We start from the raw sequence: 16,151 nt of genomic DNA, 5'->3' as shown, positions 1-16,151 counted from the left end.
GGAACGGATTTGAAAGCCGTTTCAGGCCGATGGCTGCTTCGTCTTCCTGAGATAGGGCAGAACCGTATCGAAGGAGCCGAAACGCGCGATCGCGTCGTCGTTGGAAACGGCGGCGGTGATGATGACATCTTCGCCCTGATTCCAGTTCGCCGGCGTCGCCACCTGGTGCTTGGCCGTCAGCTGGATGGAGTCGATGGCGCGCAGGATCTCGTTGAAATTGCGGCCCGTCGTCATCGGATAGGTCAGGATCAGCTTGATCTTCTTATCCGGGCCGATGACGAAGACCGAACGCACCGTCGCGTTGTCGGCAGGCGTGCGGCCTTCGGAGCTGTCGCCGGCGCCGGCCGGCAGCATGTCATAGAGTTTGGCGACCTTCAGGTCCTTATCGCCGATCAGGGGATAATCGACGTCGAAGCCGGTTGCGGTCTTGATATCACCTTTCCACTTGGCATGGCTTTCTACCGGATCGACGGAGATGCCGATGATCTTGACGCCGCGCTTGGAAAACTCGTCAGCGAGGCCGGCCATGGCGCCGAGCTCCGTCGTGCAGACAGGCGTGAAATTCTTCGGGTGCGAGAACAGCACGGCCCAGCCGTTGCCGATCCAATCATGGAAGCTGATCGGTCCCTCTGTCGTGTCGGCGGTGAAATCGGGAGCGATGTCGTTGATACGTAAGCTCATGGTCGGCCCTCCAAAGCCGTTGTCGGGTTTCGTTATCTCAAATGGCGGTCACTGACGCTGGCTGCCGGAGGTTTCGTCGACCGCAATTTACGGATCGCAGCAGCTGCGGACAGAAAACCGTCCCATCCCAAGATCTTCGTCGCATTTCCTTAAGCCATATACCACGAGAACCGAAGGCATTCTCTTCCGATTTGCGGCCGGCGCCCGGTATTATTTTTCCGGCCCTGTCGCGAGAACAAGACCGATCGTCTTTCTATCGGTCGCTGGAGAACCGAAGCCGTAGCAGCGCCGGATCGGCGAGGTCTGCAGTCCGGACCTGCCCGTCAGATCGGCCGCTGGCGGCCGTAAAGCAGGAGCATGCTGATGATGACAGCGCCATAAATGAGTTGGCGGCCTGCTTCCTCGATCTGCATTACAGAAAGGATCGACTGCAGCAGCGTAATCAGGATGACGCCGGCAACTGTCCCGAGATAGGACCCTTTGCCGCCGAGCACGTGAGTGCCGCCGAGGACGACGGCGGCAATCGAGGGCAGCAGATAGGCGTCGCCCATGGATTGCGACGCCTTCGACGCGTAACCCGCCAGCAACACGCCCCCGAGCGCGCTGAGCCCCCCTGACATGACGAAGGCAAGAAGCGTAATGCGGCGTGTGTCGATGCCGGACAGATAGGCGGCGCGCTCACGGTTTCCGATGGCATAAAGCGATCGGCCGAAGGTCGTGCGCGTCAGCAGGAAGACCGCAAGCAGGCCGATCAGGAACCAGACGAGAACGCCATTCGGTAGCCCGGGAACGGTATATCCGGCCGCGAGAAATCGCATGGCCGGCGAGGCCGAATCCTGGGGAGAGAAGCCGCCGGTGTAAACGACCATCAGCCCTTGCGCGACAGCGTTGGTGGCCAAAGTGATGATCATCGAGGGAATTCGGAGGTAAGCGACCGCCACGCCATTGACGAGGCCGATCGCGCATCCGCAGAAAATGCCGAAGGGGATTGCCAGGATCGAACCCGTCGTTCCGTAAGCCGTCGCGGCGCAGGCCATCATCGCGCCTGTGGTCACGACCCACGGGACAGAAAGGTCGATTTGGCCGAGCAGGATAACCGCCATCATGCCGGTGGCGATGACACCGAGGAAGGAGGCCACCTTCAACTGCTGCAGAAGATAATCGGGCGACAGGAAATTCCGCGAATAAATTGAGCCAGCGAGCAGCAGCAGGATGATGCATCCGAAAGCGGTGGCGACCGCCGGATCGACGCCGCGCAGCCGTGCAGGCATTCGAAGCTGCCGTAAAGTAGTTTCCTCGCTCATTGAAACCACTCCAGCCGATTGCGGACCCTCGAAAGGCCGACGCAGCCGATACTGATCGCCAGCATCAACACGACGCCCTGGAAAAGGGGCTGCCAAAGCGGATCGAAATCGAAGACGAACAGCAGGTCGCCGATCGTGCGGAATGCCAAGGCTCCGAAGACGGCGCCGACGGCACTTCCCTTGCCGCCAGCGAGGGAAACGCCGCCGAGCACCACCGCCGCAATCGAATAGAGTGTGTAGGCGTTGCCGCTCGCCAGGGCCGCTTCGCCGGTATAGGAGAAGAAGGTGAGATAGAGCCCGCCGATCGCCGAAAGGAGCCCGGCCAAGGCATAGGCGGCAAGTTTTGCCCGCTTGACCGGCATCGCCGACATGAAGGCGGCATTCTCGGCCGACCCGACGGCATAGGCTGCCCTGCCTATCGTCGAGCGGCTGAACGGTATCCAGATGACGATGATGACTGCGAGAAGGACGGTGAGGCTTGCCGGAACGATCCCGAAAAGCTTCGAGGTGAACGCATCGGCCAGATCCTCGTTGACCGAGCCTCCGGGAGTCGGCCGCAGCAATAGCGCCAAGCCGTAGAAAATCGCGCTGGTCGCAATCGTCGTGACAATCGGCTGCAGCCGGCCGAAGATAATAATGAGCCCGTTCAGCATGCCGCAGCCGAGTCCGGCAAACAGCACCACGACGACGCCCGCCGCCGTCTCCAGCGGCGTTCCGACGACCAGCCAGGAGGCAATGCAATTGCAGAGGACCAAAACCATGCCGGCCGAAAGGTCAATGCCGGCGGTGATGACGACCAGGCACTGGGCCATCGCTACAAAGGCAAGCAGCGTCGCCTTATTCGATGCCGTCTGCACGACATTGGGGGTGAAACCCGCCGGGTGGTTCGAAACGTAGAGGGCGAACATGGCGATGAAGAGCAGTGCGGCAAACAACGTCCCCTTCTGTTGCGCATACCAAAACCGTCGTTCGCCGAAAGCCAGTCTTGTCATGGCGCTGTCCTTTGTTGTGCGTGGTCGCCGCCGATATTGAGCGCGGCGCCGATCAACTCATGTTCGTTGATATCGGCGCCTTCAAGCTCGCGGACAATGCTTCCATCATACATGACGAGTACCCGGTCGCAGCATCCGATCAGTTCGTCATAGTCGGTGGAGTAGAAGATGATGGCCGCTCCGGCATCCGCAAGCTTGCGCAGCAGCAGATAGATTTCCTGCTTGGTGCCGACGTCTATGCCGCGCGTCGGATCGTTGAGCAGGATGATGCGCGGCCGGTTCATCAGCCATTTGGCGATGACCACCTTCTGCTGGTTGCCGCCTGAGAGGCCTGCAACGGGCATGTCGATCGTCGCAGCCTTGATTGCCAGAAGCTTGAACAGTTCGTCGATTTCGCGACGCTCTGCCGTCCGATCAATGACGCCATTACGCGAAACGCGGTCGAGGGCTGCAATCGAGAGGTTCTCGCGCACGGTCATTGGCAGCATCAACCCTTCGGTCTTCCTGTCCTCGGGGATCAACGCCATGGATATGCCGCTAGACTTGGCATGACGGGGACTCTTCAGTCTGACCGGCATGCCGTCGATCGCGATCTCCCCTTTCAGGTCACGCAGCACGCCGAAGAAGGCCAGCAGCAAATCGCGCTGCCCCTGGCCGTCCAGCCCGCCGAGGCCGACGATCTCGCCGGGCCTGATGTCGAAAGTGATGCCGGAGAGCCGATCGCCCCAGGAAAGATCGCGGCAGGAAAGGATCGGTTTTTTCTCCGGTCGATGCGCGGGCTTCGGCGGGAAGACATTGGTGTATTCACGGCCGATCATCAGTTCGACTACCTGCTGATCGCTCTTGGTGCCCGCCGGGTAGGATTCGATGCTGCGGCCGTTGCGGAACACCGTGCAGTCATCGGCCAGCTGGGCGATTTCGTGCATGCGGTGAGAGATGTAGATAAGCGCCATCCCTTCGGCGCGCAGGCGCTTCAGTACGGCGAAGACCTTTTCGACATCCGCCTGCGTCAGCGCCGACGTAGCCTCATCGAGGATCATCAGTCGCGGCTCGCGGGCAAGTGCCTTGGCAATCTCCACCATTTGCCGTCGAGACAAGGGTAGCTCTTTGACCAATACTGAAGGATGGATATCGGACGCGCCGGCGCGAGCCAGCGCTTCCTCGGCTATCTTGCGCTGCTTGTGCCGGTCTATCATGCCGAACCTCTGTGGCGGATGGCTGATGACGATGTTATCGGCGACAGAGAGATCGGGAATGAGCGAAAGCTCTTGGAAAACGCACACGATGCCCGCGGCGTTGGCGGCCGCCGGCGAGGCAAAGGTGACCTCCTTGCCATCAAGCAGCATGTGTCCTTCGTCCGGCGCCACGACGCCCGCCATGATCTTGATCAGTGTGGACTTGCCGGCGCCGTTCTCGCCAAGGACGGCATGAATCGCCCCTGGCCGAATGGCGATATGGGCATCCTTAAGCGCGACGGCTCCGCCATAACGCTTCGATATGCCTTCCATGCGGAAAATCGGTTCGGACAAAGTCATGCGTCCAGCCTCCGTTCGCTCTGTCGTGGCCAGATTGCGGGTGCGAACACCCGCAATCATATCCGAGGAAGGCTGCTATTGGTTCTCTTTGGTCTGCCCCATGATTTCCTGGGCGGTAAAATTGATGCCGCAGGTCGGGAAGGAATTGCCGACGAAGAAGTTGTCGGATTGAGTTGGATAATAATCCTGACCATCCTTGAAATCCGGGTCAGAAACCAGCGCTGTCGGCAGCTTGATCGCCTGTGGCACGACCTGGCCCTCAAGTGCCGCGATCGCGGTCTTGATGGCGACGGCGACCTGGGCCGGTCCCGTGCCGGCGGACGAACATTTCAAGCCGTCGGCGGCATGGGCGGCGCAGAATTTGCGGAAACCATTTTCCGTCTCACCGCCGAAAGGAACAAAGGGATGTTTGGCATCGATCATCGCCTGCACGACGCCGGTATCACCGCCCTGGGCAGTGATACCGTCGAACGGGCCGTTGGTGGCGATGGCATCGGCCGCCGCCTTCTGAGCAACGCCGTCATCCCATTTTCCGACCACTTCGGTCACGGTGAATTTCTTGCCGGAGGCGTCCAGGGTCTCATGGATGCCATTGTGACGATCCGTGTCCACCGAAGTGCCGGCGACGCCGCGCACTTCCAGCACCTTGCCGCCATTCGGCAGATGCTTGATCAGCCAGTCTGCCCAGATGACGCCGAGCCCCTTCTGATCGACGTTGACGTTGATCGCGTCCTTGGTGTCAAGAATGTTGTCGAAGGCAACGAGGATCACACCGGCCTGTTTGGCGCGCTTGATCACCGGGCCGAAGGCGGTGGGATTTTGAGCGTTCACCACGATGGCGTCATAACCGGCATCGATGAAGTTGTTGATCGCGGAGATCTGTGCCGGCACGTCCTCGCCGGTCGAAACAACCTTGAATTCCTTGAGCTTGGCCGCGACATCCGGTTGAGCGGCATAGGCCTTGGCCGTCTGCACCATCTGGATACGCCAAGTATTGGCGATATAGCCGTTCGCCAGCGCGATACGATAGGGGCCGTCCTTCTTCGGATACTGCAGGAACTGTGTGTCCGCTGCCCAGGGCACCATGCATCCGGGGTCGGCGGCGGGACCGGATACGACCTTTGGCTCCGCGCTGGCCGCGCCACAGAGCAAGGCAAATGCGGACGCAGAAAACGCGGCAATACGGGCGAGTTTTGCTTTCTTCACCTTACGCATGAATGTTCTCCTCCTCCGGCGAACTGAGCCGCCTCTTCTATGCTTCTAAATGTGCATATTTGGCCCGGAAATATTCCATCCCTATTTTTCCGGTACATTTCAAATTAACATAGCTGACAGCGCTGTCAAATCGCATTTGTTAGCGCTATCAACTATAGTTGTGGCAATGTTGTTTGCCATGAGAGAATATGAAATCTGATTTTTCAAACGAGCGGCGGAACTCCATGCGGCGGATAACCCTTGATGACGTTGCCAATCTCGCGGGTGTCAGCCCGATTACTGTTTCGAGAGTATTACGCAAGCCTCATGCGGTCTCGCCAGCCCTGCGGCTGCGCGTCGACGCCGCCATCAAGGAACTCGGCTATGTCCCCAATATAGCCGCAAGCCGCCTCGCCTCCGCGCGCACGCATGCGATCGGCGTCATTGTTCCGACCCTCTACAACGTCATCTTCGCGGAATATCTGTTTGCGCTTCACGACGTCCTGGTCGCCGCGGGCTTCCAGGTAATCGTCGTCAATAGCCGCTATTCCGAGATCGAGGAGGAAAACGCCATCAAGGCGCTTCTCGGCCAGGGGGTAGAGGCGATCATCATCACTGGTACTCATCACACGCCACTATCGCGGCAGCTTCTGGCACAAGCGCATCTTCCCGTGGTCGAGACCTTCGAGCTTTCGGCGGATCCGATCGATCTCAATATCGGCATGTCGCAGGAACAAGCCGGGCAGACCGCCACGCAACATCTGATCGAACGCGGCCTACGCCGGATCGCGTTCCTCACCGGCAATCTCGATCACCGTGCTCAGTCGCGCTTCGACGGCTACCGAGCGGCGATGCAGCAGGCCGATTTGCCGAATATGCAGATCATCGCCGAGAAGCCGCGCTACAGCTCCGTCGCGCTCGGCTCCAATCTCTTCGCCATCACGTGTGCCGGCGGCGAGGTTCCGGAGGCGATCTTCTGCACGGATGACAATCTGGCGCTCGGCGCCATGCAGGAGTGCCGCAAACGCGGCATTCGGGTGCCGGACGACATAGCGATCATGGGATTTCATGATCTCGAATTTGCCGCCTGCGCCGCACCGTCCCTCTCCTCGGTCCTGACCCGCCGCTTCGAAACCGGAAAACTGGCCGCTGAAAAGGTGCTGACCGCGCTCACCTCCTCCGTCACATCCAAAGGGCAGCAGATTGATCTTGGCTACGCCTTAATTCCGCGCGAAAGCACCGCAACATGATTATAATTTGTGCAGCGTTTTCTTGCGCACATTTTTCGGGCGTACATCTTGCAAAAATTGCTGCCGCGCGTCATAAATTGTACCAATGACGCATCGCGATCTGACAATTCTGGTGATCGACGAAAATGCCATACGCGCCTCCATCATCGAGGAAGGACTGCGCGAGGCAGGGCATGCGCGCGTCACCGTGGTACATGAGGTCAACGGCATCGCGCGAACGATCGAAACGCTGATGCCTGACGTGATCATCATCGATATCGAAAATCCCAACCGCGATATGATGGAACATCTGTTCCAGCTGACGCGCACGGTCAGCCGCCCGATCGCCATGTTTGTCGATCGCTCCGATACGGCGTCGATCGAGGCCGCCGTCGACGCCGGCGTCTCGGCCTATATCGTCGACGGATTGAAGAAGGAGCGAGTCAAGCCGATCCTCGACATGGCCGTCAGCCGCTTCAATGCCTTCAGCCGGCTGCGGCGCGAACTCGCCGATGCCCGCTCGGCGCTTGAAGAACGCAAGCTCATCGAGCGCGCCAAGGGCATACTCATGAAAATGCGCGGCCTCTCCGAGGAAGAGGCCTTCGCCCTGCTGCGCCAGACGGCAATGAACGAAAAGAAGAAGATGTCGGAGATCGCTCAGAGCGTCGTCACCGCCGCGGGGCTTTTGATGTAATGGCCGATATTGCGAGTTTCCGGAGGACACCGGAGTGGATATGATGACGAAGACCGCCAATTCCGGCGGGCTGCCCTTGCCCGCACGTGTGAACAACGAAGGCGCGAAGGTGCTGCGGGCGGGGTTCATTCCGCTTGTCGACGCATCAGTGCTGATTGCGGCGACAGAATTCGGTTTTGCACGGAAAGAAGGCCTGACCCTCGATCTCGTCAAGGACGTTTCCTGGGCGAATGTTCGCGACCGCCTGGCGTTTCGCCAGTTCGACATCGCCCATATGCTTTCGCCGATGCCGGTCGCTTCGATGCTCGGCCTCGGTTCCAACCCGTCGCCGACGATCACGCCTTTTTCGTTGGGGCGCGGCGGCAATGCCATCACCCTGTCGGCCCGGCTCTTCGAGAGGATGCGCGAGGACGCCCGCTTGCCGGAAACGGCAGGCGCGCTCGCCAATGCCTGCGCCCTGGCAAAGACATTGGCGACAATGAAGGCACGCGAAGAGCCGCTGCCGACCTTCGGCGTTACCTATCCCTTCTCTTCCCATAATTACGAATTCCGTTACTGGCTGGCGGCGGGCGGCATCGATCCCGACAAGGACGTCAAGCTCGTCGTCGTGCCGCCGCCGATGACGTCCGACGCGTTGGCGGCCGGTGCGATCGACGGGTTCTGTGTAGGCGCCCCGTGGAATATGGTTGCCTCTGAGCGCGGGCTCGGCCGTATCGTCGCCGCCAAGCAGGATATTTGGCCCTCGGCTCCTGAAAAGGTGATCGGCATGCGGCCGGATTGGGCCGAAAGCCATCCCGAAACCGTTTCCCGATTGATCGTGGCGCTCGACGCTGCAGCGCGTTGGTGCGACCGCTCGGACAATCACGACGCGTTGGCGGCCGCCCTTGCCGATCCCCGTTACATCGCCGCCCCGGTAAACATCATCCGCAGCGTTCTCGCCGGCGAATTCAACCTCGATGCCAGGAGCAACCGCCGCGTCATCCCCGATTATTTCCAGTTCCATTCCGGTTTCGCCAACTATCCGAGGCCGAGCCATGCCCTCTGGATTTACAGCCAGATGATTCGCTGGGGGCAGGCCGAGACCAGCCTCAACAAGGCACGGGCCGCCACCTCCGCCTACCGCCCGGACCTCTATCGCGCAGCTCTAGGCGACAACAACGCGCCTGTTGACGCCGATATTCGCATCGAAGGCGGCGAAGAGAACGATCGCTTCATGGATGGTCGGATCTTCGATCCCGCAGAGCTGCCGGATTATGTCGCGGGCTTTGCCGTCAGGAGTACCCTGCCCTTCTTCACCGGCAACGACGAAAGCTGATGCCAGACCTGCCTGCACAAAACGCCAGCACGGATCGGCGCTCGCCCTATCGCAACGCACAAAAGATTTGCACTTCTGCCGCTGCTCGAAAAACAGGCAAGGCCAAAATCTCCCTCGAAGAGCTTTTATTTCAAAGACTTGAGCAACACGTAGAAAATTGGCACGCGGTTTGCATTGCTTGTATTGCACAGATCAACGACGATCGGGGCAAGGGCACACGCAGGCGCTCATCAAGACACGGGCTACGTTGCGACATGCAAAGCAAACGGTAGTCGATCAAATTTTCGGCAACCCGGTCTTCGGGTTGCTTTGAGGTAGATAGGCCGGAAGGCCAATGATTGGGCGTCCAACGGCGGACGCCGCCAGCAAAGCCGCTGATCAGGATATTCGCGCGCCTCGTGCAAGCGCGTCCTGACCAGCGGCTTTTTTGTTTTAACCCCCAGCAATGGATCGGCACGACCTTGTCGGGCCACGGAGAAGCTATGTCTGCCATTGAGAAAGTGCAGCCCATGTCAGCCGGCGAACCAGCCAAAGCACTGTGGATCTCCACTGTGGCCTTCACCCTCTGTTTTGCCGTGTGGACGATCTTCGCGATCATCGGCATCCGCATCAAACAGGAACTCGGGCTGAACGAGGCCGAGTTCGGCCTGCTGATCGGCACGCCCGTGCTCACAGGTTCGATCGTCCGCATCGTTCTCGGCATCTGGACAGGGCGTTACGGCGGCCGTCTCGTTTACACGCTGACGATGCTTGCCGCCGCATTGGCGACGTTCCTGCTTTCCTACGCCCACACCTACACGCAGATGCTGATCGCCGGCCTCGGTGTCGGTCTTGCCGGCGGCTCCTTCGCAGTCGGCGTCGCCTATGTCTCGCCTTTCTTCCCGGCGGAGAAGCAGGGGACGGCGCTCGGCATCTTCGGCGCCGGCAATGTCGGCGCGGCCGTCACCAAATTCGCGGCCCCCTTCGTTCTGCTCGCATGGGGCTGGCAGGCGGTTGCCGAGATCTGGGCCGTCGGCCTGGCGCTGATGGCAATCGTCTTCTGGTTCACCACATCAGATGACCCGGCCTTCCGGCTGCGCCGCAACCGCGGCGTCGCCTCCAAGAGCCTGGCCGAGGAATTCGCGCCGCTGCAGAACGTTCAGGTCTGGCGCTTCTCGCTCTATTATTTCTTCGCCTTCGGCGGCTTCGTCGCCCTTTCCTTGTGGCTGCCGCGCTATCTCGTCGGCGTCTACGGCTTCAACCTGGAAACGGCCGGCATGATCGCGGCCGCCTACTCCATCCCGGGCAGCATCTTCCGCGCCTTCGGCGGCGTGCTGTCGGACAAGAAGGGCGCGCGCAGCGTCATGTACGCGATGTTTGCCGTGTCGGCTGTGGCCACCCTCATCCTTTCGCTGCCGGCCACAGCGATCACTCCGGTCATCTTCATCGTCGTCATCTTCGCGCTCGGCTTCTTCATGAGCCTCGGCAAGGCCGCCGTCTACAAGCACATTCCGGCCTACTACCCCGACAGCGTCGGCGCCGTCGGCGGCATCGTCGGCATGATGGGCGGGCTCGGCGGCTTCATCCTGCCGATCGCCTTTGGCCTCCTCAAGGATATGACCGGCCTTTGGTCCAGCTGTTTCCTGCTGCTTTTCGCGATCGTCGCGATCTCGCTCATCTGGATGCACCTGTCCGTCAAGCAATTGTCGCGCGAGGGGCACTCCGCGCCCGTGGCTGCAACCTGATCTAAGGACTGTAGATATGACTGAAAAACTCGTTATCATCGGCAATGGCATGGCGCCCGGGCGCATGCTGGAGCACCTCTTCGAACAGGCGCCCGGACGCTATGAAGTGACGATCTTCAATGCCGAGCCGCGCGTCAATTACGACCGCATCATGCTGTCGCCGGTTCTCTCCGGGGAAAAGGACTACGAGCAGATCATCATTCACGGTGACGGCTGGTATATCAAGCACGGCATCGTGCTCTACAAGGGCCACAAGATCGTCAACATCGATCGCGAAGCCAAGACCGTAACGTCAGACCACGGCGTCACCGAAAGCTACGACAAGCTGGTGATCGCAACCGGTTCGGTGCCCTTCATCATCCCGGTTCCAGGCAAGGATCTGCCGGGCGTCATCACCTATCGCGATCTCGACGACGTGCAGGCCATGCTGCTTGCCGCCCAGTCGCGCGAAAAGGCCGTCGTCATCGGCGGCGGCCTGCTCGGTCTGGAAGCGGCGGCCGGCCTTGCCCAGCGCGGCATGGACGTCACCGTCCTGCACGTCATGCCGACGCTGATGGAGCGCCAGCTCGATCCTGCCGCCGGCTATCTCCTGCAGAAGGCGGTCGAGGAACGCGGCATCAAGGTGATCTGCAAGGCTAACACCAAGGCAATCATCGGCAACGGCAGGGTCGAAGGCATCGAGCTCGATGACGGCCGCATCATCCCGGCAACCCTCGTCGTCATGGCCGTCGGCATCCGGCCGAATGTCGGTCTGGCGAAGGACGCCGGTCTTGCGGTCAACCGCGGCATCGTCGTCGATGCCGGCATGCAGACCTCTGACGGCGATATCCTGGCGCTCGGCGAATGCGCCGAGGTGGGCGGCATGGTCTACGGCCTCGTCGCGCCGCTCTATGAAATGGCCCGTATCGCCGCCGCCCATCTCTCGGGCGATCGGTCCCCCGCCTTCGTTCACGCGGACACGCCGACCAAGCTGAAGGTCACCGGCATCGAACTCTATTCGCTCGGCGATTTCGCCGACGGCGACGATCGCGAGGAGATCGTGCTGCGCGATGCCAGCGCCGGCGTCTACAAGCGCCTGGTCCTGAAGGACAACAAGATCATCGGCACCGTGCTCTATGGCGAAACCGCCGACGGCGCGTGGTTCAACGACCTGAAGAAGAAGGCGACCGACATTTCGGAGATGCGCGAAACGCTGATCTTCGGTCAGGCCTATCAGGGAGGGTCGCCGCTGGACCCTATGGCGGCCGTTGCAGCCTTGCCGGATGACGCGGAAATCTGTGGCTGCAACGGCGTATGCAAGGGCAAGATCACCTCGACGATCAAGTCGAAGGGGCTGACGTCGCTCGACGATGTGCGCGCCCATACGAAGGCATCCGCCTCGTGCGGCTCCTGCACCGGCCTCGTCGAGCAACTGATGGCGCTGACGCTCGGCGACAGCTACAATCCGGCTGCCGTGCAGCCGATGTGCACCTGCACCGAGCTTGGCCATGACGACGTTCGCCGGCTGATCAAGGCCAAGGGCCTGAAGAGCATCCCTGCCGTCATGCAGGAGCTGGAATGGAAAACTTCATGCGGCTGCGCCAAATGTCGGCCGGCGCTCAACTATTACCTCGTCTGCGACTGGCCGGATGAATATGCCGACGACTATCAGTCGCGTTTCATCAACGAGCGCGTCCACGCCAATATCCAGAAGGACGGCACCTATTCCGTCGTTCCGCGCATGTGGGGCGGCGTCACCAATTCGAACGAGCTGCGCGCTATCGCCGATGTCGTCGACAAGTTCGAGATCCCGATGGTGAAGGTGACGGGCGGCCAGCGCATCGACCTGCTCGGCATCGAGAAGGAAGATCTACCCGCCGTCTGGGCCGATCTCGGCAAGGCCGGCTTCGTCTCGGGCCAGGCCTATGCCAAGGGTCTGCGTACCGTGAAGACCTGTGTGGGATCGGACTGGTGCCGTTTCGGCACCCAGGATTCGACCGGGCTCGGCATCCGCATCGAGAAGTTCATGTGGGGCTCCTGGACGCCGGCCAAGCTGAAAATGGCGGTGTCCGGCTGCCCGCGCAACTGCGCGGAAGCAACCTGCAAGGATATCGGCGTGATCTGTGTGGATTCCGGTTTCGAGATCCACTTCGCCGGTGCGGCCGGTCTCGACATCAAGGGCACCGAGGTGCTCGGGCTGGTGAAGACCGAAGACGAGGCGCTGGAGCATATCGTGGCCCTGACGCAGATGTATCGCGAACAGGCCCGGTACCTCGAGCGCATCTACAAGTGGGCCAAGCGTATCGGCCTGGAGGAAATCCGCCGGCAGATCATGGGCGATGCCGAAAAGCGCAAAGCCTATTACGACCGCTTCGTCTTCTCCCAGAAATTCGCCCAGGTCGATCCGTGGTCGGAGCGTGTCTCCGGCAAGGACAAGCACGAGTTCAAGCCGATGGCGACGATCGGCTACCCGCAGGCAGCTGAATAAGGAGATTGATATGACCTGGCCCAATGAAAACTGGCATCCGATCGGTGACATCTCCGATATCCCCTTGCGTGGTGCACGCTGCGTGAAGACGCCGCAGGGCAAGATCGCCGTCTTCCGCACGGCCGAAAATGAGGTTTTCGCCATCGAGGACCACTGCCCGCACAAGGGCGGTCCGCTCTCGCAAGGGATCGTGCACGCCAAAGCCGTCACCTGCCCTCTGCACAACTGGGTGATCTCTCTCGAAACCGGCAAGGCGCTCGGCGCCGACGAGGGCGCGGTGCGGATCATCCCGATCCGTAACGAGGACGGCGCTCTCTTCATCGCGCTCGAAAGCCTGATGATGGCGGCGGAATAGATGACGACAGAGGTCAAGACCACGTGTCCCTATTGTGGCGTCGGCTGCGGCGTCGTCGCCACGGTCGACGAGGCTGGCGCGGTCAGCGTCAAGGGCGATCCCGAGCATCCGTCGAATTTCGGCCGGCTCTGCTCAAAGGGTTCGGCTCTTGCCGAAACCATCGATCTCGACGGCCGGCTTCTCTATCCCGAAATCTCGGGCGAACGCAGCGGCTGGGAGGAGGCGCTCGATCTCGTCGCCCGGCGCTTTTCCGAAACCGTCGCCAAACACGGGCCGGATTCGGTTGCCTTCTACGTCTCGGGGCAACTGCTGACCGAAGATTATTACATCGCCAACAAGCTGATGAAGGGCTTCATCGGCTCAGCTAATATCGACACCAATTCCAGGCTCTGCATGTCCTCGTCCGTCGCGGGCCATCGTCGTGCTTTCGGCGCCGATACGGTGCCCGGAACCTATGAGGATATCGAGCTTGCCGACCTGGTGGTCCTGACCGGCTCCAACCTCGCCTGGTGCCACCCTGTCATCTACCAGCGGCTCGCTGCCGCAAAGGTGGTGCGACCCAACATGCGCATCGTTGTCATCGACCCGCGCCGGACGATGACATGCGATATCGCCGACCTGCATCTCGCAATCCGCCCGGACGGCGACGTCGCGCTGTTCACGGGACTGCTTGCGCATCTCGCCACGAGCCCGGCGATCGACCAGAACTATATCGCCGCCCATACGGAAGGCTTCGGCGACGCCTTTGCGGCAGCGGCCGCGCTTGATATCAACGAGCTCCTGGAACGGACCGGCCTGCCGGCCATGCAGATCCGGGAGTTCTTCCGCCTGTTCGAGACGACTGAGAAGGTTGTCACCTGCTACAGCCAGGGCGTCAACCAATCCTCCTCCGGCACCGACAAGGTCAATGCCATCCTCAACTGCCACCTCGCGACCGGCCGCATCGGCCGTCCCGGCATGGGGCCGTTCTCGCTGACCGGCCAGCCCAACGCCATGGGCGGGCGTGAGGTCGGCGGCCTTGCCAATATGCTTGCGGCCCATATGGCGATCGAGAATGCGGATGACCGGGACCGCGTGCGACGCTTCTGGAATTCGCCCGTCATTGCCGCAAAGCCCGGTTTGAAAGCGGTCGACATGTTCCGCGCAGTGGCGGACGGGCGCATCAAGGCGCTCTGGGTGATGGCCACCAATCCTGTTGTGTCGATGCCGGATGCCGACAGCGTCGAAAGCGCGATCGCCGCCTGTCCCTTCGTCGTCGTGTCGGACATCCTGAAAGAGACGGATACGACCCGCCACGCCCATGTGCTTTTGCCCTCGCTCGGCTGGGGCGAGAAGAATGGTACCGTCACCAATTCCGAACGCCGCATTTCCAGGCAGCGGCCGTTTCTCGACGTCCCGGGCGACGCCAGGGCCGACTGGTGGCAGCTTGCGGAGGTCGGACGCCGCATGGGATTCGGCGCCGCCTTCAACTTTGACGCGCCGGCGGCAATCTTTGGGGAACATGCCGCGCTTTCCGCCTTCGAAAACAACGGCAGCCGCGACTTCGATATCGGCGTCCACGCCGACATCAGCGGTGGCGCCTTCGACGAACTGTCGCCCTTTCAATGGCCGCAGCCGGCAGGGACGGCTCCCGCCGTCACCCGCTTCTTCGCCGGGGGCGGCTTCTTCCATCCCGATGGCAAGGCGCGCTTCGTTGCGGTCAAACCACCGGCAACCGATCGTACCAATGCCGATTTTCCCTTCACCCTGAACACCGGCCGCATCCGCGACCAGTGGCACACGATGACACGAACCGGAAAGAGCGCGCGGCTTTCCGCCCATATCGCCGAACCCTTTGCCGAGATCCATCCGCGCGATGCGATCGAGAACGGCATATCAAGCGCCGGCCTCGTCGAAATCGAGAGCCCCCAGGGCACAGCAATCGTGCGGGCGCTGGTGGCCGACCGCCAAGCGCGCGGCGGCGTTTTCGCACCGATGCACTGGAACGACCAGTTCGCGGCAAAAGCGCGGATCGACGCCGTGGTCGCGCCGATCACCGACCCTCTTTCCGGCCAACCGGCGTCGAAGAATGTTGCCGTTGCCGTTCGGCCCTTCCGCGCCACCCATTACGGTTTCGCGGTCTCGGCCATCAAACCGGACACACCCGCCGCGGCCTATTGGGCGGTGGCAAAGGCTGCCGGCGGCTGGCGGCTGGAGCTTGCCTTCACCGAGGCTGTCGAAGACTGGACGGCTTGGTGCCGGAAGGTCTTCGCCATTCCGGCCGAGATCGAACCCCTGGGTTACGCCGATCGGCAATCCGGCGACCTGAGGCTCGCCTTCTTCGATGGCGAGATCCTGCTTGCCGCTCTGTTTCTCGCTCGCGAACCGGTTGCCGTCGCACGCAACTGGGCAATCTCGCAACTCTCCGTCGTGCATGGCGACCTCAGGAAACGCTTTGCGCTGGTCGCAGGCCGCCCCGGGGCCGGTCGACCGGATCCCGGTGCCACCGTCTGCTCCTGCTTCAGTATCGGGGTCAACCAGATCGCTGCCGCGGTGCGCGGCGGATGCCATAGCGTCGAAGCGGTGGGCAAGGAAACGAGCGCCGGAACCAATTGCGGCTCCTGCCGCAGCGAAATCGGCAGGATCATCGATCGCTGTCTTGCCGCAGCGGCGGAGTGAATG

12 protein-coding genes are annotated in these 16,151 nt (G+C 61.4%); 7 read left to right on the top strand and 5 right to left on the bottom strand.

All coding sequences use genetic code 11. From position 1 onward, the window contains the following. Window positions 1–21: 21 nt before the first annotated feature. The 5 genes from NL154_RS08130 to NL154_RS08110 form a co-directional block, all read right to left on the bottom strand. Complete coding sequence (locus NL154_RS08130; protein ID WP_434733877.1) at window positions 22–681, bottom strand: peroxiredoxin; 660 nt, start codon at window positions 679–681, stop codon at window positions 22–24. A 323-nt stretch (window positions 682–1,004) separates the two neighbouring features. Then, the gene (locus NL154_RS08125; protein WP_210628155.1) at window positions 1,005–1,985 is read right to left on the bottom strand and encodes an ABC transporter permease; all 981 of its coding nucleotides are present in this window, start codon (window positions 1,983–1,985) and stop codon (window positions 1,005–1,007) included. Continuing rightward, on the bottom strand, window positions 1,982–2,977 hold the full coding sequence (locus NL154_RS08120; RefSeq protein WP_210628156.1) for an ABC transporter permease: 996 nt from the start codon (window positions 2,975–2,977) through the stop codon (window positions 1,982–1,984). The genes NL154_RS08125 and NL154_RS08120 overlap by 4 nt, the downstream gene beginning before the upstream one ends. Continuing rightward, window positions 2,974–4,512: a sugar ABC transporter ATP-binding protein gene (locus NL154_RS08115; RefSeq protein ID WP_434733876.1), complete on the bottom strand. Its 1,539-nt coding sequence runs from the start codon at window positions 4,510–4,512 to the stop codon at window positions 2,974–2,976. The genes NL154_RS08120 and NL154_RS08115 overlap by 4 nt, the downstream gene beginning before the upstream one ends. Before the next feature lie 75 nt (window positions 4,513–4,587). Then, complete coding sequence (locus tag NL154_RS08110) at window positions 4,588–5,727, bottom strand: sugar ABC transporter substrate-binding protein (protein WP_210628158.1); 1,140 nt, start codon at window positions 5,725–5,727, stop codon at window positions 4,588–4,590. Between the two features lie 224 nt (window positions 5,728–5,951). Here NL154_RS08110 and NL154_RS08105 point away from each other — a divergent pair, with 224 nt between their 5' ends. The 7 genes from NL154_RS08105 to NL154_RS08075 all read left to right on the top strand — a co-directional run bounded on the left by NL154_RS08105 (window position 5,952) and on the right by NL154_RS08075 (window position 16,148). Then, window positions 5,952–6,956, top strand: a complete 1,005-nt coding sequence (locus NL154_RS08105) for a LacI family DNA-binding transcriptional regulator (protein ID WP_210628159.1) — start codon at window positions 5,952–5,954, stop codon at window positions 6,954–6,956. A gap of 85 nt (window positions 6,957–7,041) precedes the next feature. Continuing rightward, window positions 7,042–7,629 carry an ANTAR domain-containing response regulator gene (locus tag NL154_RS08100; RefSeq protein ID WP_011425077.1) on the top strand — a complete coding sequence of 196 codons (588 nt, stop codon included), beginning with the start codon at window positions 7,042–7,044 and terminating at the stop codon, window positions 7,627–7,629. 34 nt (window positions 7,630–7,663) lie between these two features. After that, on the top strand, window positions 7,664–8,944 hold the full coding sequence (locus tag NL154_RS08095; RefSeq protein ID WP_210628160.1) for a CmpA/NrtA family ABC transporter substrate-binding protein: 1,281 nt from the start codon (window positions 7,664–7,666) through the stop codon (window positions 8,942–8,944). Window positions 8,945–9,426: 482 nt separating this feature from the next. Then, window positions 9,427–10,668: an MFS transporter gene (locus NL154_RS08090; protein WP_210628161.1), complete on the top strand. Its 1,242-nt coding sequence runs from the start codon at window positions 9,427–9,429 to the stop codon at window positions 10,666–10,668. A gap of 16 nt (window positions 10,669–10,684) precedes the next feature. Further along, window positions 10,685–13,135, top strand: coding sequence for a nitrite reductase large subunit NirB (gene nirB, locus NL154_RS08085; RefSeq protein WP_434733875.1), 2,451 nt, complete (start codon window positions 10,685–10,687; stop codon window positions 13,133–13,135). 10 nt (window positions 13,136–13,145) lie between these two features. Beyond that, window positions 13,146–13,490 (top strand): nitrite reductase small subunit NirD, encoded by a 345-nt coding sequence (gene nirD / locus NL154_RS08080; protein ID WP_210628163.1) that lies wholly within the window; start codon window positions 13,146–13,148, stop codon window positions 13,488–13,490. Next, on the top strand, window positions 13,491–16,148 hold the full coding sequence (locus NL154_RS08075) for a nitrate reductase (protein WP_221154911.1): 2,658 nt from the start codon (window positions 13,491–13,493) through the stop codon (window positions 16,146–16,148). Window positions 16,149–16,151 lie beyond the last annotated feature (3 nt).

The sequence above is a fragment of the Rhizobium sp. YTUHZ044 genome (assembly GCF_051123975.1).
Classification (GTDB): domain Bacteria; phylum Pseudomonadota; class Alphaproteobacteria; order Rhizobiales; family Rhizobiaceae; genus Rhizobium.
The sequence above is the reverse complement of the archived record's forward strand: the minus strand, read 5'-3'. Positions and strand labels throughout refer to the sequence as shown.

What these genes read in the sequence shown, in the direction of transcription:
- NL154_RS08100 (WP_011425077.1), top strand. Translation starts at nt 7,042, where the DNA reads ATGACGCATCGCGATCTGACAATTCTGGTGATCGACGAAAATGCCATA.
- NL154_RS08110 (WP_210628158.1), bottom strand. Translation starts at nt 5,727, where the DNA reads ATGCGTAAGGTGAAGAAAGCAAAACTCGCCCGTATTGCCGCGTTTTCT.
- NL154_RS08090 (WP_210628161.1), top strand. Translation starts at nt 9,427, where the DNA reads ATGTCTGCCATTGAGAAAGTGCAGCCCATGTCAGCCGGCGAACCAGCC.
- nirD (WP_210628163.1), top strand. Translation starts at nt 13,146, where the DNA reads ATGACCTGGCCCAATGAAAACTGGCATCCGATCGGTGACATCTCCGAT.
- NL154_RS08105 (WP_210628159.1), top strand. Translation starts at nt 5,952, where the DNA reads ATGCGGCGGATAACCCTTGATGACGTTGCCAATCTCGCGGGTGTCAGC.
- nirB (WP_434733875.1), top strand. Translation starts at nt 10,685, where the DNA reads ATGACTGAAAAACTCGTTATCATCGGCAATGGCATGGCGCCCGGGCGC.
- NL154_RS08075 (WP_221154911.1), top strand. Translation starts at nt 13,491, where the DNA reads ATGACGACAGAGGTCAAGACCACGTGTCCCTATTGTGGCGTCGGCTGC.
- NL154_RS08120 (WP_210628156.1), bottom strand. Translation starts at nt 2,977, where the DNA reads ATGACAAGACTGGCTTTCGGCGAACGACGGTTTTGGTATGCGCAACAG.
- NL154_RS08115 (WP_434733876.1), bottom strand. Translation starts at nt 4,512, where the DNA reads ATGACTTTGTCCGAACCGATTTTCCGCATGGAAGGCATATCGAAGCGT.
- NL154_RS08130 (WP_434733877.1), bottom strand. Translation starts at nt 681, where the DNA reads ATGAGCTTACGTATCAACGACATCGCTCCCGATTTCACCGCCGACACG.
- NL154_RS08125 (WP_210628155.1), bottom strand. Translation starts at nt 1,985, where the DNA reads ATGAGCGAGGAAACTACTTTACGGCAGCTTCGAATGCCTGCACGGCTG.